Source organism: Nocardia elegans NBRC 108235, assembly GCF_001612845.1.
GTDB classification, from domain to species: domain Bacteria; phylum Actinomycetota; class Actinomycetes; order Mycobacteriales; family Mycobacteriaceae; genus Nocardia; species Nocardia nova.
This window is the reverse complement of record NZ_BDBF01000016.1, coordinates 105,568-127,290: the sequence shown is the minus strand read 5'-3', so window position 1 is coordinate 127,290 and position 21,723 is coordinate 105,568. Positions and strand designations below refer to the sequence as shown.

The following is a 21,723-nucleotide window of genomic DNA, read 5'->3' as shown; positions in this document are numbered from 1 at the left end:
AATCGCTGATTCACTGAAGGCTCGGGTGCGCGAGAAGATGCTGCGCCAATTGAACGAGGACGGCGCGCCGGACCCCGAGCAGGACGACCCGCGCCAGATTGCGATCGAGAAGGACCTCGAGGCCATCGAGTCCGTTCCCGACGGCGATCCGCTGATCGAGGAATTGGCCGCCCGCTACCTGGTGCCGTGAATCGGATCGCGTTGGATCAGAGGGTGCACGGCGCCGCGCCGTGCGCCGCCTCGGTCAAACCCGGCCGGGTCTCCGGCAGGGGCGACCACTGTCCGCCCACATACGTGTAGTTCCACGCAGCGCCGTCTCGAACCAATCGACGCAGCGCCTCGAGCAGGCGATCCACATCCGCGACCGACGTGCCCAGGCCGACGCTCGCGCGCACCGCGCCGTCGACGCCCAGCCGGTGCAACAGTGGATGAGCGCAGAATCGCCCGTCGCGGACGCCGATGCCGAATTCGGCCGACAGATACGCCGCGACGCGTCCGGGCTCGAACCCGTCGACGGTGAACGCCACGATGCCCACACTGTCGGCGCTGTCGGAGAAGATTCGCAATTGCCGCACTCCCGCAACGGTTTCCAGTCCGTCGCGCAGGTAGCGAATCAGGTGGTGTTCGTGCTCGACCACGGCTTGTTCGTCGAGGGCGCTCAACGTTTCACAGGCCGCCGCGACGGCCGCCGCGCCCAAGACGTTCGGTGATCCTGCCTCGTGCCGCTGCGGTGCGGGCGCCCAGTGCGCCTGTTCGGTGGTGACGGCGGTGACCGCTCCGCCGCCCGCCAGATACGGCGGGGCCGCGTCCAGCCAGTCCCGCCGACCCACCAGCACACCGGCGCCGAAGGGCGCGTACAGCTTGTGCCCGGAGAAGGCCAGATAGTCGATGCCGGTTCCGCCGGATTCCGCGAACGCCTGCAGGTCGATTCGTCGGTGCGGGGCCAGCTGCGCGGCATCGACCAGGATGCGGGCGCCGTGGCGATGGGCGAGCGCGGTCAGTTCCGCCAGCGGCAGCACCTCACCGGTCACATTGGACGCCCCCGTAATCGCAAGCAGCGCAGCCTGTTCGGCGCACAGCTCGGCCTCGATCCGGTGCAGCGTCTCCGCGATCGTCTCGGCGGCGGGGACCACCCGGCGGCCGCGGCGCGTCCAGGGCAGGAAGTTCGCGTGATGCTCGATATCGAGCACCACGGTGTCGCCGGGAACGCAGCAGGCCAGCAGATTCAGCGAGTCGGTGGTGTTGCGGGTGAACACCACGACCTGGTCGTCGGTGCAGTTCACCGCCCGGGCCACCGAAACCCGTGCCGCCTCGTAGCAGTCGGTGCTGATGCGGGAGGCGTAGCCGGCGCCGCGGTGCACGCTGGCGTAATAGGGGAGCAGCTCGTTCACACGGTCGGTGACCTGGGCCAGGGCGGGGGCGCTGGCGGCGTAGTCGAAGTTGGCGTAGGTACGGAAACCGCCCTGTACCAACGGAACTCGTAGATCGCACCCGGAGACACGCGCGATCGGTTCACCGGTGCGGCAGGAACGGGTGGCATTGCCGGCGCAGCCCGACGCCGAGCAGGTGCAGGCGGCGCCGGAGCGGGAGGCGCGGCCTCGGTGAGAGCAAATCTGTTCCGGGACAACGGTTTCGGCGCTGACGGCGGCAATTGTCGAGACAGCAGTACGCATCGGGGCGATCCCTTTGTTCAGGGACTCCGGATGTGGAGGGTGATCGGAGTCCGCGCTTGCCGTGCTCGGTCGAGCAGCGGCCAGGTCGTCACCCGGAGCACCCCACCGCGGAGGAGGGTTGCCGACCAGCTAGCCGGGGCTTGACGCTGGTACTCGTGACCTGAGCCGAGATTGGCAGAATTCGCCGGGCATTGTCAAGCGCCGGCATCCGGCGAGAAGGTGCGCCGCGCCGTCCCGCAATCGCGAAATGCGTGAAACAGCTTGTGGCTCAGTCTAATCCGGCCGGGCGATGATAGGTGCCGTTGTAGTACAGCAGCGGGTTGCGCATCGGTTCGCCACCGGTGTCGTCGTGTACGCGGGTGACCAGTCCGACGACCAGGGTGTGGTCGCCGATGGGGATCAACCGGTGCACCGTGGCGCGCACCCAGATCGGGGTGCCGTGCAGCACCGGCTCGCCCGTGTCGAGCGTCGACCACAACTCCGGGTCGGCGAAACGCTGTTCGGCGGCACGCGAAAACCGCTGTGCCAGATGCTGTTGATGTTCGCCGAGGAAGTGTACGACGACCGAATCTGCCTCGGTCATCGCGTCGATGGACGAGGAGGTGTGCGCGATGTTGAACGAGATCAACGGCGGATCCAGCGACAGCGAGGCGAAGGAGGTGGCGGTGAATCCCACCGGGCGTTCCGGCCGGCTCAGGGTGACGATCGTCACTCCCGCGGGGTAGTGGCGCATGGCGGCTCGGTACTGCGCTGCGGTGATGCCATCGTGCTGAGGTCGGAGATGCTCGGGTTCGAGATCGGCCAGCTCGGCGTCGGGTCGCTGGGAACTGCTCACGCTTCCAACCTACGTCCTGCCCGCTCTCCCGCAATCCCGACCGCTGTCCCGGTGCCGCCGAACTGCCCCGATACGCTGTACGAATGAGTGATTGGAAGGCTTTCGACGTCGAGCGCACCGGTCACGTCGCGCGAGTGACGCTGACCGGACCCGGCAAGGGCAATGCCATGGGCCCGGATTTCTGGAGTGAGTTGCCGCTGATCTTCGGCGAGATGGACGCCGACCCGGAGATCCGCGCGATCGTGCTCACCGGTTCCGGTAAGCACTTCTCCTACGGTCTCGATCTGCCCGCGATGAGCCCGACCTTCGGTCCGCTGCTGGCCGAGAAGGCCCTGGCCGCACCGCGCACCGATTTCCTCTACGAGATCCGGCGCATGCAGGCCTCGGTGACCGCGGTCGCCGACTGCCGCAAACCCGTGATCGCCGCGATCTCCGGCTGGTGCGTGGGCGGCGGACTCGATCTGATCGCCGCCGCGGATATCCGCCTGGCCAGCGCGGAGGCCAGCTTCAGCCTGCGCGAGGCCAAGGTCGCCATCGTCGCCGACATCGGGTCGCTGCACCGGTTGCCGGGCATCATCGGCGAGGGCCATGTGCGCGAGCTCGCCTACACCGGCAAGGACATCGACGCCGCGCGCGCGGAGAAGATCGGCCTGATCAACGACGTCTACCCGGACCAGGAGGCGGTACTGGCCGCCGCTCACACGCTGGCGGAGGAGATCGCCGCGAACCCGCCGCTGGTCGTGCAGGGCATCAAGGACGTGCTCGATCAGCCCAAGGCCGGCAAGGTGGCCGACGGGCTGCGGTACGTGTCGGCGTGGAACGCGGCCTTCCTGCCCTCGGAGGATCTGACCGAGGCGATCCAGGCCGTCTTCGAGAAGCGCAAGCCGAACTTCCAGGGCAAGTAGCGCTCGGGCCGGCGGCCTGCCGACACGGCTGCCGAATCGGCGAGAGCGCCCGCGGGACGCATACGCCCGCGGGCGCTCTCGCTCGGTAGGGATGCCCGGCGGCCCGGCGGCGCGGGTCGCCAGCGGCACTCAGTGCCCGCCCTGCTCCTGCAGCCGCTTGAACGCCTCATCGGCGAGAGTCTCGGCCTTGGCCCGGCCATCCCAGCCGTCGACCTTGACCCACTTGCCGGGCTCGAGGTCCTTGTAGTGCTCGAAGAAGTGCTCGATGGCCTTGCGCTCGAACTCCGGGATGTCGTTGACGTCCTGGATGTGATCCCAGCGCTTGTCACCGGCCGGAACCGCGACGACCTTCTCGTCGCCGCCGGCCTCGTCGCTCATCAGCAGCACCCCCACCGGACGGGCCTCGACGATCACGCCGGGGAACACCGACTCGGGCAGCAGCACCAGGCAGTCCAGCGGGTCGCCGTCGGAGCCCAGGGTGTTCTCGATGTAGCCGTAGTCGGCCGGGTAGACCATCGGGGTGTAGAGGTAGCGGTCCAGCCGCACCCGACCCGTCTCGTGGTCGACCTCGTACTTGTTGCGCTGCCCCTTGGGGATCTCGATGGTGACGTCGAACTCCACGTCATCTCCTTCGTCCGATGCGTATGCGTTGATGCGGTACGGCTGCTCGCCGGCGTGTGCCGCGGCCGACTCGCCGACCGATTCGGTGGGCTGCCGACTCGCCAGCTCGTTCGGTGGAACGCCGGCGAGGTGAGGATAGTGTGGTCGATGCGCGCATGGGTGCGGCAGGGAGCGTCCGCCTCACACGGGTGAATAGGGAGACAGCTGTCACGTGGTAGGTCGAGGTAGGAAGAACATCGGTGGGCTGGCCGCTCGCCGACGCCGCAATATGTGGGTCGCGGTGCTGGTCGCAACCGTTGTCGCCGTCGTCGTGGCCACGGTCGCCCTGGTGACGGTGCGCCCGTGGACCGAGGAATTCCGGCACGGGGGTTTGACGATAGCCGCACCCCCGGCCCCCGTGAAGCCCTTTCCGCAGCTGAATCCCGCCTCGGCGAGCGCGCCCGAACCCAGCCGCCAGGGCCTGGCCGATGCCTTGGCCCATGTGGCGACCAGTCCGGACCTGGGCAATTTCGCCGGATCGATCTCCGACCCCGACACCCGCGCCACGCTGTGGAGCGCCGATCCGGACAAGCCGATGATCCCGGCGTCCACCCTCAAGGTCATGACCACGGCGGCGGCCCTGCTGGTCCTGCCGCCGGACCATCGGCTCACCACCCGGGTGGTGGCCGGTTCGGCGCCCGGTGAGGTGGTGCTGGTCGGCGCCGGCGATCCCACCCTGACCGCGCAGGCCGACGGCAAGGGGTACTACCCGGAAGGGCCGAAGTTGTCGGATCTGGTGGCCCAGATTCGTGCCGCCGGCCATCCGGTCGACACGGTCGTGGTCGACACCTCGCTGTATTCGGGCCCGACCTCACCGGCCGGCTGGGATCCGGCCGATATCGCGGGCGGTTCATGGGCGCCGATCGAACCGGTGATGATCGATGGCGGTCGCCTCGACCCGCTCGTCGAATATTCGCCGCGTTCGGCCACTCCCGCCTTGGACGCGGGTCGCCGGCTGGCGCTGGAGCTGGGCGCCGACCCCGCGAAGGTACGGCTGGGCAAGGCCGCGCCCGGCGCCGCCGAACTGGCCCACGTGGAATCCGCGCAGCTGCGAGACCGGTTGCGGGACATGATGATTCACTCCGATGATGTGCTCGCCGAGACGATCGGCCGGGAGATCGCCGCGGCGACCGGTGGCGAGCAGTCGTTCGCCGGTGCCGCCTCCGCCACCTTGACGGCGTTGAAGGCGGCGGGATTCGACACCGCGGGCGTCACCCAGATCGACAACAGCGGACTGTCCACCGACGACCGGGTTCCGGCGCGATTGCTCGACCGGATCATCGCCGAGTCGGCCGCGTCCGCGCAGCCGGGCGGTGCGGATTCGGGCGGGACCGCCGCGCCCTCGGTCATCGACACCGGTGACAGCGCCGCGGTCGCCTCTCCGCTGGCGCCACTGCTGGACTATCTGCCGGTCGCCGGCGGTACCGGATCGCTGGCCGTGCGGTTCGTCGACGGCGGCCCCGAACGCTCCGGAGCGGGCTGGGTGCGCGCCAAGACCGGAACTCTGTCCGTGTCGAGCGCGTTGGCTGGATATGTGTTGGATCGCGACGGCCGGGTCATGACCTTCGCGCTGATGTCGAACGACCGGCCCCCAGAGGCCAGCCGCCCGGCATTGGACGCCGTCGCCACCACGCTTCGCAACTGTGGATGCTCCTGACGGGTGGAAATGCGATGACCGGATCCGGTGACCCCGCCGATGGCCGTACCGCCGACGATGCCGCGGTCGCCGGTCGCGAACCCGTGGAGGTGGCGACGAACTCGGCCGCGAAGCGCTCGGTGCTGGCCGGCTCGGTCGATTGGCAGCTGGCCGCACGCGCCGGTAGCGCCGTCGTGCCGTCCGGTCCCCGCACCACGCGGTATTCGGCCGAACAGGTCGTCCAGGAACTGTCCGAGGCGTCCGTGCGGGCCGAGGGCCCGGTGCGCGAGGTGAGTCTGCTCCTCGACGACCAGCCCGTCCCGCAGGCCACGATCGTCGATCGCCGCGGCTGGATCCGCGCGGCCGCCGAATCCATGTCCGAACTCACCGGGTCCGCCGAGGACGAGCGCGGCCGTTTCGCCGGGAAACCGGCCGGTGTCCAGGCCGGGGCGATGCTGGCCTTCCTGTCCACCGCGATCCTCGGGCAATACGACCCGTTCAGCGGACCGGACGGCACCCTGTTGCTGGTCGCCCCGAACATCATGGCCGTGGAACGCGCACTCGGCGTCTCGCCCAGCGACTTCCGGCTGTGGGTGTGCCTGCACGAGGTGACGCATCGGGTGCAGTTCTCCTCGGCGCCGTGGCTGGGCGACTACATGAAGCGCAACGTCGACACTCTCGGCGCCGTCGGCGACGAATCGGTGAACGAGGTGCTGACCCGGCTGATGGAGGAGTTGCGCCGCCGGCGCGACAACGGTGTCAGCGACGATCCGGCCGATCGCGGGATCCTCGGCCTGCTGCGCGCCACCCAGCCGCCGCCGCAGCGCGAGGCGCTGGACCGGCTGCTGATGCTCGGCACGTTGCTGGAGGGCCATGCCGACCACGTGATGGATGCCGTCGGCCCGGCCGTGATCCCCACCGTCGCGCAGATCCGGGAGGCCTTCGATCAGCGCCGGCGGCGCCCGGCCAATCCGGTCCAGCGCCTGTTGCGTGCCCTGCTCGGCGTCGACGCGAAGGTCGCGCAGTACGTGCGCGGCAAGGCGTTCGTCGACGACGTCGTCGGCAAGGTCGGCATGCAGCGGTTCAACACCGTCTGGACCGACGCCGACACCCTGCCCCGGCCCGACGAGATCAGCACCCCGCAACGATGGATCGACCGAGTCCTGGGATGAACCCGGCGGATCTGCCCGCGGAGGCGCCGGGAACGGATCCGGTGTCGGCGGCGGAGGTCCGATCGCCCGACGATGCGCAATCGCCGTCGGCGTCCGGGCCGGTCCGGCTGGGCGCAGAGCAGGCGGGGGCAGCGGACCCGGCGCGGTTGCCCGAGACCCGAGCCGTCTTGGTCATGCGGCACGCGGTGCGGGATTGGCTTGTGCGCTACGCGCCGGACGGGGTGGTTGCCGTCGCGCTCTCCGGCGGGGCGGATTCGCTCGCACTGACGGCTGCGGCGGTGGCCGAGGCCACGGCGGTCGACGCGCTCATCGTGGACCACGGGCTGCAGGACGGGTCCGCCGAGGTCGCCGCCGAGGCCGCCGCCGTCGCCCGGCGACTGGGATGCCGATCCGCGCGGGTGTGCCGGGTGCGGGTGAGCGGCGCGGGTGGCCCGGAAGCCGCCGCCCGGGAGGCGCGCTACCGGGCACTGGACGCGGCGCGCGCCGGGCTCCCGGTGTTGTTCGGGCACACCCTCGACGACCAGGCGGAAACCGTGCTGCTCGGATTGGCGCGCGGATCGGGTCCGCGTTCGATTCGGGGGATGACGGAATTCGACGAGCCCTGGGGCCGGCCGCTGCTGGGTGTGCGGCGCGCGGTCACTCGGGAGATGTGCCGGGATCTGGGCCTGGTGCCGCACGAGGATCCGCACAACGCCGCCCCCGAATTCACCCGTGTCCGGCTGCGGACCGAGGTGCTCCCGCTGCTGGAGGAGGTCCTGGGTGGGGGTGTGGCGCCGGCGCTGGCTCGCACGGCCGCGCACCTGCGCGAGGACGGCGAGGCGCTCGATGCGATTGCCGATCGATTGCTGATCGACGCGCGTGATGGTTCGTCGCTGTCGGTCGAGACACTCGCCACGGTGCCGTCCGCGATTCGTCGGCGTGTCATCCGGGCCTGGCTGCTCGACGGCGGTGCAAAAGCCTTGACGGACAAGCATTTACGCGCGGTCGAGTCCTTGATTACCGAGTGGCACGGCCAGGGCGGCGTCGCGGTCGGCGGAGGAATGCCGGGGATCAGGTTGGTTGCCAGGCGCGAACGTGGCAGGCTGACGTTGGCGTTTGCACGATAACGACCCGAAGGGAAGCCAGCACACGTGTACGGGGACGACATAGCGTCGGTGCTGATCACCGAGGAGCAGATCCGAGCCAAGGTCGACGAGCTGGCCGAACTGATCGCGAAGCGATATCCCCCCGACGCGCCCGAGGGTGATCTGCTGCTGGTCGGCGTGCTCAAGGGTGCGATCTTCTTCATGACCGAGCTGGCGCAGGCGCTGCCGATCCCGACTCAGATGGAGTTCATGGCCGTCTCGTCGTACGGGTCGTCCACCTCGTCCTCGGGTGTGGTCCGGATTCTGAAGGATCTGGACAAGGACATCGCCGGGCGCAACGTGCTGATCGTCGAGGACATCATCGACTCCGGTCTCACGCTGTCGTGGCTCATGCGAAACCTCTCCAGCCGCAACCCCGCCTCGCTGGAGGTGGTGACGTTGCTGCGCAAGCCCGATGCCCTGCGCACCCACATCGAGGTCGCGCACGTCGGCTTCGACATCCCGAACGAATTCGTCGTCGGGTACGGACTCGACTACGCCGAGCGTTACCGCGATCTGCCCTACATCGGCACCTTGAACCCGCGGGTCTACAGCGCCTGAACTGGGCACATGACCGAATTGGTGACCGAATTCCGCCGGACTGTGGCGAAAATCACCGTTTGAAGATGTTCCCTGCGCAATCGCTATCGAGGGAAGTTGCTGGTCGGCCCGGATAGTGGGCCGTCTCGGCGGCGGAGATCTACGCGCTGCGCCGAAAGTGACATCGCCGCTGGTCGTCGCGCGCGGCGAAGCGGTTTCATCGGCTCTCGGCGACGACAGTCGCGTTCGCTGGAAATTTTCCGAGGCGATTGTGCTGGAGTTATGGCGGAGCCCTATGCTGTCGGTAACAAACCGTTTGGCTGTTTCTGACCCTCTATTCGGACTCGAAGGTCTAAAGCGGCTGGATTTCCAAGACCGATTCTGATAGCAAGGTGCTATGGACCCGCATTTGCGCGACCTGCGGTACTTCGTCGCCGTCGCTGAGGAACTGCACTTCACCAATGCCGCCCAGCGGCTGCACATCGCTCAACCCACCCTGTCGCGGCAGATCCGCCAGCTCGAGCGTCAGCTCGACGTGGTCCTGTTCGATCGCAATCAGCGCAGCGTGGCGCTGACCGTCGCCGGTAAAGAGCTGCTCGAGGGCGCCCGCCGCATTCTGGAGCTCTGGGAGGTCACCAACGTGGCTCTCCAGGAAGCCGGCGAGGTGTTGCGGGTCGGTATCCAGAGTTCGATCGGACGCGGTCTGATCGCCGAACTGGAAAGCGCCAGCGGACATCGGCTGGCGCTGCATTCGGCGTCGTGGACCGATCCCTCCAGCGGCCTCGCGGGCCGGCAGGCCGATCTGGCGTTGATGTGGCTGCCGGTGCCCGATTCCGGGCGCTACCGCTGGCAGGTGCTGCGCACCGAGGCGAGGTGGGTGCTCCTCCCGGAGAATCACCGGCTGGCCGATCAGGAGACGATCGAATTCGCCGATCTGATCGACGAACCGTTCATCGCGATGCCCGCCGAAGCCGGTGCGGCACGCGACTTCTGGCTCGGCGGCGACGCCCGCGGCGGCCGCCAGGCCAAGATCGGCGGCGAGGCCGCCACGGCCGAGGAGCGGCTCGAGGCCGTCAGCCTCGGACTCGGGGTCTGCCTGCTGGCCGAGAACAACGTGCCGATGTATCGATGGCCCGGGCTCACCGCCCGCCCGGTCGCCGGCCTCGCACCGTGTGAACTCGCGATGGTGTGGCGCGCGGACGACGACCGGCCGACCATTCTCGATTTCGCCAATCGCGTTGTCGCCGGGGGCTTCTCCGTCGTCGAAGACGACCGATAACGCGACCGACCGATAGGCGCTGTCAGGCGGTGCGTTGCCAGGGCTGGGCCGCCTCCAGCTGGGCGGCCAGCCGGAGCAGCGTCGATTCACTGCCGGGTGGTCCGGCCAGCTGCGCCGCCACCGGCGTCCCGGTGCGCGGATGCAGTCCCATCGGGACGCTCGCCGCGGGCCAGCCGACCAGATTCCACAGCGGCGTGAACGGCGAGAAGCGAACGTTGGCAACGACATTGGCCAGCCAGCCGCGGGCGTGCCAGTTGCGTGCCGCCGGAGCGGGGGCGGCCAGGGTCGGGGTGATCACCACATCGTGCTGCTCGAAGAAGTCGAGCAACCGCGCCTCGATCCGATCGACCTGATCCGGCCGGACCAGACCGGCCTTCAGCACCGCCCGGCCCAGTGCGATATGCACGCGGCAACGGCGTTGCAGCAGTTCCGGATTCGCCACCGCACCTGCCTCGCGCGCCGCATTGGCCAGCCAGCGCCACGCCAGCGCGGTGGTGGCGCCCTGGTAGGGCAGTGCGGCGGGAGCAACGCCGTGACCGGCCTCCCCGGCGAGCCGGGCGGCGGTCTGCGCGGCCGCCGCCCAATGCTTGTCCACCCGTACCAGCGGGGACGGCGATCCCGCCGCGATCGCGAGGCGCAGCGGCGTCGGCGGTTCCAGATCGGCCAGGGCGGGCCGGTCGGCCAATACCGAAAGCATGAGTGCCGCATCGGCGACCGTGGTCGCGAGCACTCCGTTCTCGGTCATGCCGCTCCAGGAGTCGACACCGACCTGGGCCGGGACCACGCCGCGCCCCGGCTTGATGCCGAATACGCCGCAGCACGCGGCGGGTATGCGCACCGACCCGAGTCCGTCGTTGCCGTGGGCCACCGGCACGAGTCCGGCGCCGACCGCGGCGCCCGACCCACCCGAGGAGCCGCCGGCGCTGTAGCGAATATTCCACGGAGAACGCACAATTCGCTCGGGCGTGTCGGACGTGCCCCAGAGCCCGCCCTCCGGCATCTCGGTCAGGCCGACCACGACCGCGCCCGCGGCGCGCAACCGTCGCACCACCGGATGATCCGAGCCGGCGGGGACGCCCGACCCGGCGCGCGACCCCGCGGCCGTGATCTCACCGGCCACATCGATGTTGTTCTTCACCGCGACGGGAACGCCGGCCAGCGGGAGGATGTCGAGATCCGCGCGGTCGGCCAGGGCCCGGCTCTCGGCCCGTGCCCGCTCGGCGCGGACGGTGTGGAAGGCGCCTACTCGCGTATCACCCCCCGCGATGCGATCCAGCGTGGCGTCGACGACCTGCCCGGCCGTGACCAGACCGTCGCGCACCGCGGCGGCGATCGCCGTGGCGGTGGTCAACGTCGCCGGGTTCGGAACGGTCTCGGCGGCGTCCGCGGCACGGCCCATGGGAAGCGGCTCATCGTCCGCCGGCCGCGGGCGGGCCGTGGCCGGCGCGGGCGCGTCGGGGCGCTGGTCCGGGTCCGCCGACTGCCCTGTGTCGCCGGGTTGCTCGGGGGGTGCGGCCTGTGCTTGCACGGCGGCCGCGTCCTCCGCCGGTACTGCGGCGGTGGGCGATCGCGACGGGTCGGCCGGGGCGGTCGCCTCGGCGTCGGCAAGGGAATCCTGCTGGAGCTCAACTGTTTCGGATTCGGAACCGGAGGCCGGATCCGCTGGTTCCGTACCGGTGGTTTCGTCTGCGTCCACTGCTACCTCCCGGGTGGCGCGCGAGACGGCGTTCGATATCGCGTCGGCTAGTGCGGTGCCCTCGTTGTGCATATGTCAAAGCCCCCGTCGCGTTGTGGTCGATATGGGCTGTTTCGATGTTGTCGCGCAAGTTATCACTTTCGGCGATGCACACCGTCGATCATCACAGGGCGTGGCGGATGGCGCCGCGAAACCACGACCGCGTCGACGTCGAATGCACGGTGGCCGCGGCGCCCACTGGACACCGCGGCCGGACAGCTCGTTTCGCTCCGCGCTATTCGGTTCCGCTGCGGACCCGTTCCTCGTACGCCTTGCGGGCCGCCGAATCGACGTCGCCGAGGAAGGTCTGCTGCGCGCCCAGGGCACGCCCGATCGCATCGCCCACCGATTCCGGCAGCAACCCGACCACCTGCGAGATGGCGCCGGCCACCTTGGTCACGCGCACCTTCGACTTCGGCGCCACCAGGAGTTTCGCGATGGCCTCGGCGATCTCCTCCGGCTCGGCCGGGCGCATCAGCTTCGGCGCCGAAACACCCGATCCCAGTTCGGTGTTCGTCAGCGTCGGCAGCACCGAGGAGAACGACACGCCGGTATCGCGGTACTCCTCCCGCAGCGTGTCGGTGAAGCCCAGGACCGCGTGTTTGGTGGCGTTGTAGGTCGCCAGGCCGGGGATGTGGGTTTCCCCGGCGAGGGAGGCGATGTTGATGATGTGGCCGCCGCGCCGCGGCAGCATCCGGGCCAGCGCCAGCTTCGAGCCGAGGATGACGCCGTAGACATTGATGTCGATGATGCGGCGGGTCAGCGCATCCGGTTCGTCGACCACCTTGCCGGTGGGCATGATGCCGGCATTGTTGATCAGCACATCGATCGGGCCGAGCGCCCGTTCCACCTCGTCGAGGAAACTGCTGAACGACTGCTGGTCGGTCACGTCCACTCGGCCGTAGTGGTCGAAATCGTGGTCGGTGCCGGACTGTTTGACGGCCGTCTCGTCCACGTCGCCGATGGCGATCTTCGCTCCGAGTTGCTGCAGCCGCGTCGCGGTCGCCAGGCCGATACCGCGGGCACCGCCCGTGATGACGACGACCTTGCCGTTGATCTTGCCGAAGTCGGTCACTTCTTCCCTCCGACCGTGTCGAGCATGTCCTTGATACCCAGCCGGCGCATCCCACGCGCACCCGCGGCGCGCATCGCGGCCAGCGCGAATCCGAGTTTGGTGGTGTTGTACGGGAACCACATGAGTTCTTTTTCCTGCGTGGGCAGGATCGGCACGGTGATGGCCTGTTTGCGGCAGTATTTGCGCACGCCGTCGGCGCCGCCCCAGCGCGCGCCCACACCGGACTGCTGCCACCCGCCCATGGGCAGCGCGAAGCTGAACATGTTGGCGAAGACGTCGTTGATATTCACCGCGCCCGCATTCAGTTGACGCGCAATGCGTTCCCCGCGCGCCTTGTCGCCGGTCCATACCGACGCGGACAGGCCGTAGATCGAATCGTTGGCCAGCCGAACGGCTTCGGCCTCGTCGGCGACCTTCATCACCGGGATGGTCGGGCCGAAGGTCTCCTCGGTCATGCAGCTCATCGAGTGGTCGACGTCGGCCAGCACGGTCGGCTGGTAGAAGGTGCCCACACCGGTGGCCTTGCCGCCGGTCACGGCCCGCGCACCCTTGGCGATCGCATCCTCGACGTGGTCGGTGACGATGGATTTCTGCGCGTCGTTGGCCAGCGCGCCCACATCGTACTTCGGCTCCCGGCCGTCGGCGCCCTGCCGCAGTTCGCGCACGTGCGCGGCCAGTTTCTCGACGAAGGTGTCGTAGATCGGCGCCTCGACGTAGACCCGCTCGACCGAGATGCACACCTGCCCGGCGTTGAACAGGCCGCCGAACGCGACGCCGTAGGCGGCGCGGTCGATATCGGCATCGGCCAGCACGATCGCCGGATCCTTGCCGCCGAGTTCCAGGCTGTAGGGGATGAGCCGCTCCACGCAGGCGGCGGCGATCCGCTTACCCGTCTTCGTCGACCCCGTGAACTGCACGTAGTCGACGTTGTCGACGACCGCCGCACCCGTCTCGCCGGCGCCGGTCACCACAGCCAGCACCGGCGGCGCACCGATTTCGGACCAGCCGCGCGCCAGTTCCAGTGCGGACAGCGGAGTCACCTCGGAAGGCTTGAGGACGACCGCCGCACCCGCGGCCAGCGCCGGGATCACGTCGATCACCGGCATCGCCAGCGGGAAGTTCCACGGCGTGATCACGCCGACCACGGGATAGGGCCGGTAGGCGGTGGTCAGCTTCTTGACCCGGGCCAGCGGGCTGTGCGGGGAGGGATGTTCGTCGGAGAGGAATTTGCCTGCGCGCCGGGCGTAATAGCCGGTGAGATCGACCGAGAAGCTCGGATCGATCAGCGCGTCGACGCGGGCCTTGCCGGTCTCCGACTGCAGCACATCGGCGAGATGATCGGTGTGATCGATGATCCAGTCCTGCAGCTTCAGCAGCCATTCCTTGCGGCCCTCCGGCCCGATGGCCTCCCATTCGGGCTGGTAGAGCCGCAATTCGCGCACCTTGGCGGCCACCGCGTCGGCCGATTCGGCGGGGACGGTGCCCACCAGCTCGCCGGTCGCGGGGTTGCGTACCTCGATCTCGGTGGCCACCGCGGTCGCGACCGCCGTCGCCTGCTGCCCGGATGAGGAGGCCTGCTCGGCGGCGGCCGGTGCCGATTTCTCGGCGGCCGCGGTGCGCGACTTCGCAGGGGTGCTCGACTTCGCGGCCGAGGCGGACTTGGCCGCCGACTTCGCGGGCGTCTTCTTGGCCGCGGTGCGGCCTGCGGTCTTGCGGGCGGCCGGCTTGTCGGCGCCGGTCGGCTTCCCGGCCGTGGATTCGCCGGGTGACGGTTCGGTATTCGGCACGATGCTGTCTCTCCCCACGTGCGCTGCGCTGCGAACGGTTGACATTGTGAATCACTTCACTGATCTATGATCGTGTCACAATGAATCGCGCGCTGCTTGGTCTTTGCGGTCAAGGACTCGCACGGAATTTGGCATCAAAGCACAATTTTTCGCCGCCGGTGGCAGGTGGTCGGCGGCCGCGTAACGAGATCGTGTGACGGAGGGGGATCGGTGATGGCGACAGCTCCGTCCGATGTGGCGGTGCGGCAGTGGATGGCCGATTTCGTCGCCGAGACACTGCGCGGGGAGACCCTCGAACAGATGGTGGCCCGGCTCGACGCGCAGATCATCGGCCGCGTGCCGGAGCTGACCGATCGTGATCTGCGCCGCGACCTGGAATCCAGCACCCGGGCGCATGCCCTGGCGGTGCTCAGCGGTCTCACCCAGGACGCGATGGACTACGCGGTTCCCGAGCAGGCACACGCGTTCGCGCGCACCCTGGCCCGCCGCGGCTACGACCTGCGGCTGCTGCTGCGGGTCTACCACGCCGGCCAGGAGGCCGCGAACGATTACATGACCGAAGTGATCGACGAGCGCCGGCTGCCCGAGCAGTTCGAACGCTCGGCGCTGATCCGGCTGTTCGAGCGCTCCACCCGCTGGGTCAACACCTCCGTCGAGGCGCTGACCGACACCTATATGCAGGAGCGGGAGCGCGGTCTGCGCGCGGCGCTCAACCAGCGCACCGAAATCGTGCGCACCTTGTTGTCGGGCGAGGATGTCGATGCCGACTACGCCTCGGCGCGGCTGGGTTTCCGCCTCGCGCAACGCCAGGTCGCGATCGTGCTGTGGACCGATCCCGCCGCGCGCGGGGCCGCTGCGTTGCTCTCTGCCGCGGCGGACGGGTTCGCCGGCTGGATCGACGCCCCCGGCGCGGGCGACGGCGAGGATGCCCCGACCGGGCTGCCCGGTAATGCAGTCGCAGGAAACGATGGCCGCGCGGGGGAGCGTGCGCCGGGTGACGACCGGCTGGCGGGCGGCAGCGACGAACTCGGGCGGCTGGAACGTACGGCCACGCGGCTGGCCAACGCGCTCGGCGGGGTCGGAGTCCTCACCGTCCCGGCCGGATCGGCGGCGCTGTGGGCATGGATCGCGGCCGATGCCGAGGCGGTCGCGGCGGTCGCCGCGGATATCGTCGCCGCCCCGATGCGCCTCACACTGGGTTCGTCCGGGACGGGCGTGGCGGGGTTCCGGCAGAGCCACCGCGAGGCGATCGCGGCACGGCAGGTGGCCGAGCGCGCGGTCGTCGAACTCGGCCGGGTGCTGCCGTACGCGCAGGTCGAACCGGCATATCTGGCCGGCGCGGACGTCGCGGCGATGCGTGCGCTGATCCGGCGGGAGCTCGGACCGCTGGCCGCGCCGGATGCGAGTTCGGCGCGGCTGCGCGAGACGCTGCTCGCCTATCTGCGCTGCCACCGCAGCCCGGAGGGCGCGGCGGCGCGCCTGGGCGTGCACAAGAACACGGTCCGCTACCGCGTTCAGCGCATCGAGGAAACGCTCGGGCGCCGCATCGAGGAATGCGGGCTGCGACTCGAGCTCGCGCTGGAATGCGTCGCGGTCTACGGGGTGTGAGCGCTCAGACCCGATCCCCGGTCGTGCGCAACGGCGGTTCCGCCGCCGGGGTCACCGGATGGTCGGGCAGTTCCGCCAGCAACGTCGTCGTTGCCGCCGCCACCGCGGCCACCGCCTTGTCGAAGGCCGGCTTCGTGACATACGACAGACCGGTCAGGCCACCCACCTTCCGCACGTATTCCTGTGCGGCAGCAAAGATTTCCTGCTCGGTGGCACGGGGTTCGAGCCCGCGCAGCACGGTGATGTTGCTCATGGCGCCGAGAGTAGCCCTAGGTAGGGGCTTGCGGCGCCCGATGAAACGGCAAATGTGAAAAATGTGTGTATCGGACTGTGGCAAAGCGTCCAGAAGCGTCGAAATCCGCCTCTCGCGCGCCCCGATCGGTGAACGCGGCGAATCGTGCGGGTCACAGTCGACACGGCATCGGGAGATAATCGAACTCCCGCATCGCCGATACGACACAATCGGAACCATGGCTGCCCGCGACATGCCGACCCTGACCACATTCCCCTACCCGGAACTGGACGAGCGCGAGGACGACCACTGGTCCGGCGCTCAGGTTTCCGACGACGAATTGCGCGCGCTGTCCCTGGGGGCGTTCTATTCCGCCCGCTGGGACGCGTTTCACGACGCGCTGTTGCTCGGGCCCGAGCGGGAACATCCGCTCGGCGACCGCCGCGAACTGGCCATCGACACCCTGACCGGAGCCTGGGGAATCACCGACGGGACCGAGGCGATGGCGTCGATGGAACAGCTGCTCGACGGGATGCACGCGCCGCTGTACGCATTGGTCCATCCGCTGGTCAACGCGGCCCTCAACTCGCCCGAACGCGACCGCTTCGGTGAACGCGCCGATCGGCATCGCGCGTTCCTGCGGCAGGTCGGGGCGTTCCGGGGAATGGACAATCCGGAGGCGCTGGTTCGCGACTACGACATCTGGTCCCAGGCGATCAAACTCGATCTGACCGGCCATCTGGTGCAACCGCTGCCGGCCGATATCCAGGCCTGGGACCTCGCCCGGGTGGTGGCGGTGGCACGGATGGCCTTCACCGCCGGCTACCTCGAGGCCGATACCGCCTGGGATTATGTGATGCGCGCGCTGCCGCCGGCGCAGAAGCGCTACCGCAATTGGCGGCAGTTCGGCGACGCCTATCTCACCGGCTGGACCTACTGGCAGGCCTGTGAGGATCTGGCCGAACTCAAGTCCGGCGGCACCGATCGGCGGCTCGAACTGGTCCGACTATGGATGCGGCCGACCAGTCCGTGGCGGCGCATCGCACTCCAGGGGGAGTAGCGCGTCTCAGTCGGGAAGCGAGCGCAGGATCCCGCGACCGTAGCGCTGGAACTGCGCATCGTCGACCATCGCCAGTGAATGACGCTCGACCAGCAGTTCCCACTCCGAATACAGCTGTGCCACACCGGGGTCCGGCGGCGCTACGGCGCCGTCGGCGGACTCGCGCTGAATCGCGAAATTCACCGCGCCGACGATCCGATCGGTATCGGCCCGGTCGGTCCCCAGAAAACTCAGCGTCCGGTTGCCGTCGGTGAGGTCGATGCCGTAATCACCACCCGGCTCGTCGCCCGAACCCTTGCCGACCTCGGCCGAGATCAGCGCGGAAACCGGCATCTCGTGCGCGTAGCGGGGAGTCGATCCGATCGAGAGCAGCAGCACCCGCTCGGTGGTGACGGCCATCAGCCCGCGCCCCCGTCCGGCCGGCGGGACCGCGGTGACCATCGCCGTCTCCAACATGAATTCCTCGGGTGTGACCATCGTGTGCAGCGCTCCGGCGGCCGCGCGGGTCTCGCGCCGCGGCGCCATCCGCCGGAGCGCGCGGTCCACGTCGGCCCGGGTCGGCCCGGTCTTACCCCAGACCGGCGCGGGAGGCACCAGATCGGGTGCCGACATATCGATGCGCTGGGTGGACAGGATCTGGGAGTTGATCCGCTCCACGATCACGGTCGCGGCCGGTACGTCGTGTTCGGCGATCAGCACCGGGAGCGGGGTGCGGTCGGCCGGGACGCCGGTGAGGACCGGACTCGGATAACGCAGATAGATCTCGATCACGACGGCGTCGTCGGCGCGCCGGTTCAGCCGGACCTTGAGCAGGTCCGACACCGGTACGTCGAGCACCCGCTCGCCATCGGTGCCCGGCCGCAGAACCTGGAGTCGCCCGCCGCCGTGGCGCAGTATCGCTGTGGGTGTCCGTAGCTCGACTATGTCCATACCCCCTGCGTTCGTCCTGTGTTGTCGCTCACAATAGGTCGTGCATGCCATGATTGGGACCACTTGGACGGACACCGTGAGGTGATCGCCCGATAGGTCGGGAACCACCAGCGTTCTCCGACCGTTTACCTGTTGAACTGCATCAGCTGCCGAACTGCGCGATGTATCGAGTAGACCGTACGCGGTAACGTGGCTTGTCCGCATCCGTTCTGCCCGACCCGGTCGGTGCCGGTATGGATACGGCCCCGCCCGACGCATAGTAGGCATACACCGGAAACACCGGAAAGGACTGGCCCGCCGGCCGACGCTCTATGAACCGCAAGACAGTGTTTCGCAACCTGGCCATAGTCGCGGGCATCCTGCTCGTGATCTATCTGGTCAGCTACTTCAGCAACGACACGCGCGGCTGGAAGAACGTCGATACCTCGGTGGCGCTCACCCAGCTTGCCGACAAGCAGAACGTCAAGCAGGTCCAGATCGATGACAAAGAACAGCAGCTGCGCATCACCCTGAAACAGGGCAACGACGCCACCGGCGGCCAGAACCAGATCATGGCCAAGTATCCCGGCGGCAGCGAGGTCTCCGCGCAGATCCTGCGCGACGTGCAGCAGTCCGGAGCGCCGTTCAACACCGCGGTCAAACAGGACAGCTGGTTCACCCAGGTGTTGCTGTTCGTGCTGCCGATGGTGATTCTGCTGGGCCTGTTCGTCTTCGTGATGGCCCGGATGCAGGGCGGTGGTCGCGGCGGCATGATGGGCTTCGGTAAATCCAAGGCCAAACAGCTGTCGAAGGATATGCCCAAGACCACATTCGCCGATGTGGCCGGTGCCGACGAGGCCGTCGAAGAGCTGTACGAGATCAAGGACTTCCTGCAGAATCCGGCTCGCTACCAGGCGCTGGGCGCCAAGATCCCCAAGGGCGTGCTGCTCTACGGCCCGCCCGGAACCGGTAAGACGCTGCTGGCCCGCGCGGTCGCGGGTGAGGCCGGGGTGCCGTTCTTCACCATCTCCGGTTCCGACTTCGTCGAGATGTTCGTCGGTGTCGGCGCCTCCCGCGTGCGTGACCTGTTCGACCAGGCCAAGCAGAACAGCCCCTGCATCATCTTCGTCGACGAGATCGACGCGGTCGGCCGCCAGCGCGGCGCCGGCCTCGGCGGTGGGCACGACGAGCGCGAGCAGACGCTGAACCAGTTGCTGGTCGAGATGGACGGTTTCGGCGACCGCACCGGTGTGATCATCATCGCGGCCACCAACCGCCCGGACATCCTGGACCCGGCGCTGCTGCGCCCGGGCCGCTTCGACCGTCAGATCCCGGTCGGCAATCCGGACCTCGCCGGTCGGCGCGCGATCCTGCGGGTGCATTCGCAGGGCAAGCCGATCGCCCCCGATGCCGATCTGGACGGCCTCGCCAAGCGCACCGTCGGCATGTCGGGTGCGGATCTGGCCAATGTGATCAACGAGGCGGCGCTGCTCACCGCGCGTGAGCACGGCAACGTCATCACCGGACCGGCGCTGGAGGAATCGGTCGACCGCGTGATCGGCGGCCCGCGCCGCAAGAGCCGAATCATCAGCGAGCACGAGAAGAAGATCACCGCCTACCACGAGGGTGGTCACACTCTGGCCGCGTGGGCGATGCCGGATATCGAGCCCGTCTACAAGGTCACCATCCTGGCCCGCGGTCGCACCGGCGGCCACGCCATGACCGTGCCCGAGGACGACAAGGGCCTGATGACCCGTTCGGAGATGATCGCCCGCCTGGTGATGGCGATGGGTGGCCGCGCCGCCGAGGAGTTGGTCTTCCACGAGCCGACCACCGGCGCTTCGTCCGATATCGACCAGGCGACCAAGATCGCGCGTGCGATGGTCACCGAATACGGCATGAGTGCCCGGCTGGGCGCGGTGCGCTACGGGCAGGAACAGGGCGACCCGTTCCTGGGCCGCACGATGGGCACCGGCTCGGACTACTCGCACGAGGTGGCCCGCGAGATCGACGAGGAGGTGCGCAACCTCATCGAGGCCGCGCACACCGAGGCATGGGCGATCCTCAACGAATACCGCGACGAACTCGACGCGCTGGCCATTGCGCTGCTGGAGCGCGAGACCCTGCACCGCAAGGACCTCGAGCAGGTGCTCGCCACCGTCGACAAGCGCCCGCGCATCACCGCCTTCAACGATTTCGGTGAACGCGTGCCCTCGGATCGGCCGCCGGTGAAGACCCCGCGCGAGCTCGCCGCCGAACGCGGTGAACCGTGGCCGGAGGAAGCCGAAACCCGCACGCCGAGCCAGCAGCCCGCGCCGCAGCCGGTACCGGCCAACGGTTATCCGCAGGAGGGGCATCGCAACCCGGCCCCGGCTCCGACCGGCTACAGCTATCCGGCCCCGCAGCCCGGGAACTACCCGCGGCCCGCGGGTGGCCCGGGATATCCGCGGCAGAGTACGCACGGCTCCCGGCCGGATTACGGCGCTCCCGCAGGCTGGTCGGCTCCGGGCTGGCCGCCGCAGGAGGATCCGTCCGCGGGCGGATCGCCGCAGCAGCCGGAGTACGGCGGCGCCCCTCAGGGCGGCGGTTCCCAGGGATACGGCGAGCCCCAGCGCTATGGCGAGCCGCAGCGTTACGGCGGCGGTCATCGCCGGCCCGAATGGCCCGGAGATCAGGACGGATCGACGCAGAACGGCACCCAGGATCACGGCGATTGGGACGGACCGAACAGCCACCGCTGACCGGCTGCGATTAGGCTCGACGGTCGAACCGCGCTGTCGGCGCGTTGATTTACGTGATTGTGGAGGTGTCCTCGTATGTCGGCCAACAACAGCGCTCCCGCCGGGTCCGATTCGGCGTCGGGCGCGGGTGCCGCCGTGGTTGCGAAGGAACCGGCTCCGATCGCGCTGGGTACCGGTCGGCCCTTCGATCAGAAGCGGGCCGAGTCCGCGGTACGTGAACTACTGGTCGCGGTCGGAGAGGACCCCGACCGCCCCGGGCTGATCGATACCCCCGCCCGGGTCGCGCGCGCCTATCGCGAGATGTTCGCGGGCCTGTACGTTGAACCTGATTCGGTGCTGAACACCACCTTCGACGAAGGGCATCAGGAATTGGTGCTGGTGCGCGACATCCCGATGTACTCGACCTGCGAACATCACCTGGTCTCCTTCCACGGGGTCGCCCACGTCGGATATATCCCGGGCCCGCACGGCCGGGTCACCGGTCTGTCCAAACTGGCTCGCCTGGTCGACCTGTACGCCAAGCGGCCGCAGGTCCAGGAGCGGCTGACCAGCCAGATCGCCGATGCGGTCATGCGGAAGCTGGATCCGCGGGGCGCCATCGTGGTGGTGGAGGCCGAGCATCTGTGCATGGCGATGCGCGGCATCCGCAAGCCGGGCGCGAGCACCACCACGTCCGCGGTCCGCGGCCTGCTGCAGACCAACGCGTCCTCGCGCGCCGAGGCCCTCGACCTGATCCTGCGCAAATGAGCGAT

Annotated in this window: 19 protein-coding genes and 1 riboswitch; of the genes, 11 read left to right on the top strand and 8 right to left on the bottom strand. The window is 68.9% G+C overall.

Annotated elements, in window-relative coordinates; translation table 11 throughout:
* The first annotated feature begins 1 nt into the window (after window position 1).
* Window positions 2–190, top strand: a complete 189-nt coding sequence (locus NE2_RS13765) for a hypothetical protein (RefSeq protein WP_030517370.1) — start codon at window positions 2–4, stop codon at window positions 188–190.
* Between the two features lie 16 nt (window positions 191–206).
* On the opposite strand, the gene NE2_RS13760 is transcribed toward NE2_RS13765, so the two are convergent.
* Window positions 207–1,508, bottom strand: coding sequence for an aminotransferase class V-fold PLP-dependent enzyme (locus NE2_RS13760; RefSeq protein ID WP_063026301.1), 1,302 nt, complete (start codon window positions 1,506–1,508; stop codon window positions 207–209).
* A 212-nt stretch (window positions 1,509–1,720) separates the two neighbouring features.
* Window positions 1,721–1,834, bottom strand: a riboswitch (SAM riboswitch).
* A gap of 107 nt (window positions 1,835–1,941) precedes the next feature.
* The gene (locus tag NE2_RS13755) at window positions 1,942–2,508 is read right to left on the bottom strand and encodes a flavin reductase family protein (protein WP_063026259.1); all 567 of its coding nucleotides are present in this window, start codon (window positions 2,506–2,508) and stop codon (window positions 1,942–1,944) included.
* Between the two features lie 83 nt (window positions 2,509–2,591).
* Here NE2_RS13755 and NE2_RS13750 point away from each other — a divergent pair, with 83 nt between their 5' ends.
* Complete coding sequence (locus NE2_RS13750; RefSeq protein WP_063026258.1) at window positions 2,592–3,413, top strand: crotonase/enoyl-CoA hydratase family protein; 822 nt, start codon at window positions 2,592–2,594, stop codon at window positions 3,411–3,413.
* 129 nt (window positions 3,414–3,542) lie between these two features.
* On the opposite strand, the gene ppa is transcribed toward NE2_RS13750, so the two are convergent.
* Window positions 3,543–4,034: an inorganic diphosphatase gene (gene ppa, locus NE2_RS13745; RefSeq protein ID WP_030517366.1), complete on the bottom strand. Its 492-nt coding sequence runs from the start codon at window positions 4,032–4,034 to the stop codon at window positions 3,543–3,545.
* Between the two features lie 268 nt (window positions 4,035–4,302).
* Here ppa and NE2_RS13740 point away from each other — a divergent pair, with 268 nt between their 5' ends.
* The 5 genes from NE2_RS13740 to NE2_RS13720 all read left to right on the top strand — a co-directional run bounded on the left by NE2_RS13740 (window position 4,303) and on the right by NE2_RS13720 (window position 9,824).
* Entirely contained in the window at window positions 4,303–5,730 is a 1,428-nt protein-coding gene (locus NE2_RS13740; RefSeq protein ID WP_063026257.1) for a D-alanyl-D-alanine carboxypeptidase/D-alanyl-D-alanine-endopeptidase, read from the top strand.
* A 14-nt stretch (window positions 5,731–5,744) separates the two neighbouring features.
* Window positions 5,745–6,881, top strand: coding sequence for an Rv3626c family coenzyme F420 biosynthesis-associated protein (locus tag NE2_RS13735; RefSeq protein ID WP_084494019.1), 1,137 nt, complete (start codon window positions 5,745–5,747; stop codon window positions 6,879–6,881).
* A gap of 173 nt (window positions 6,882–7,054) precedes the next feature.
* Entirely contained in the window at window positions 7,055–7,987 is a 933-nt protein-coding gene (tilS, locus tag NE2_RS13730; protein ID WP_063026299.1) for a tRNA lysidine(34) synthetase TilS, read from the top strand.
* A 24-nt stretch (window positions 7,988–8,011) separates the two neighbouring features.
* Window positions 8,012–8,566, top strand: coding sequence for a hypoxanthine phosphoribosyltransferase (gene hpt / locus NE2_RS13725; RefSeq protein WP_030517362.1), 555 nt, complete (start codon window positions 8,012–8,014; stop codon window positions 8,564–8,566).
* Window positions 8,567–8,942: 376 nt separating this feature from the next.
* Entirely contained in the window at window positions 8,943–9,824 is an 882-nt protein-coding gene (locus tag NE2_RS13720; protein ID WP_030517361.1) for a LysR family transcriptional regulator, read from the top strand.
* Between the two features lie 22 nt (window positions 9,825–9,846).
* Here NE2_RS13720 and NE2_RS13715 read toward each other — a convergent pair whose 3' ends face one another.
* The 3 genes from NE2_RS13715 to NE2_RS13705 form a co-directional block, all read right to left on the bottom strand.
* Window positions 9,847–11,223 carry an amidase gene (locus NE2_RS13715; protein ID WP_063026298.1) on the bottom strand — a complete coding sequence of 459 codons (1,377 nt, stop codon included), beginning with the start codon at window positions 11,221–11,223 and terminating at the stop codon, window positions 9,847–9,849.
* A 571-nt stretch (window positions 11,224–11,794) separates the two neighbouring features.
* Entirely contained in the window at window positions 11,795–12,634 is an 840-nt protein-coding gene (locus tag NE2_RS13710) for an SDR family oxidoreductase (RefSeq protein WP_063026256.1), read from the bottom strand.
* Entirely contained in the window at window positions 12,631–14,166 is a 1,536-nt protein-coding gene (locus NE2_RS13705) for an aldehyde dehydrogenase family protein (protein ID WP_227463121.1), read from the bottom strand. The genes NE2_RS13710 and NE2_RS13705 overlap by 4 nt, the downstream gene beginning before the upstream one ends.
* 468 nt (window positions 14,167–14,634) lie before the next feature.
* Here NE2_RS13705 and NE2_RS13700 point away from each other — a divergent pair, with 468 nt between their 5' ends.
* Window positions 14,635–16,029, top strand: coding sequence for a PucR family transcriptional regulator (locus NE2_RS13700; protein ID WP_063026255.1), 1,395 nt, complete (start codon window positions 14,635–14,637; stop codon window positions 16,027–16,029).
* 4 nt (window positions 16,030–16,033) lie between these two features.
* Here the strand turns inward: NE2_RS13700 and NE2_RS13695 are convergent, their stop codons facing one another.
* Window positions 16,034–16,282 carry a DUF2277 domain-containing protein gene (locus NE2_RS13695; protein WP_063026254.1) on the bottom strand — a complete coding sequence of 83 codons (249 nt, stop codon included), beginning with the start codon at window positions 16,280–16,282 and terminating at the stop codon, window positions 16,034–16,036.
* 217 nt (window positions 16,283–16,499) lie between these two features.
* Between NE2_RS13695 and NE2_RS13690 the strand changes: the two genes are divergently transcribed.
* Window positions 16,500–17,321 (top strand): DUF1266 domain-containing protein, encoded by an 822-nt coding sequence (locus tag NE2_RS13690; protein ID WP_228817556.1) that lies wholly within the window; start codon window positions 16,500–16,502, stop codon window positions 17,319–17,321.
* Between the two features lie 6 nt (window positions 17,322–17,327).
* Here NE2_RS13690 and NE2_RS13685 read toward each other — a convergent pair whose 3' ends face one another.
* The gene (locus NE2_RS13685; protein ID WP_063026253.1) at window positions 17,328–18,251 is read right to left on the bottom strand and encodes a hypothetical protein; all 924 of its coding nucleotides are present in this window, start codon (window positions 18,249–18,251) and stop codon (window positions 17,328–17,330) included.
* Between the two features lie 311 nt (window positions 18,252–18,562).
* On the opposite strand from NE2_RS13685, the gene ftsH reads away from it, so the two are divergent.
* Complete coding sequence (ftsH, locus tag NE2_RS13680) at window positions 18,563–20,971, top strand: ATP-dependent zinc metalloprotease FtsH (RefSeq protein WP_063026252.1); 2,409 nt, start codon at window positions 18,563–18,565, stop codon at window positions 20,969–20,971.
* A gap of 75 nt (window positions 20,972–21,046) precedes the next feature.
* Complete coding sequence (gene folE, locus NE2_RS13675) at window positions 21,047–21,718, top strand: GTP cyclohydrolase I FolE (protein ID WP_063026251.1); 672 nt, start codon at window positions 21,047–21,049, stop codon at window positions 21,716–21,718.
* Window positions 21,719–21,723 lie beyond the last annotated feature (5 nt).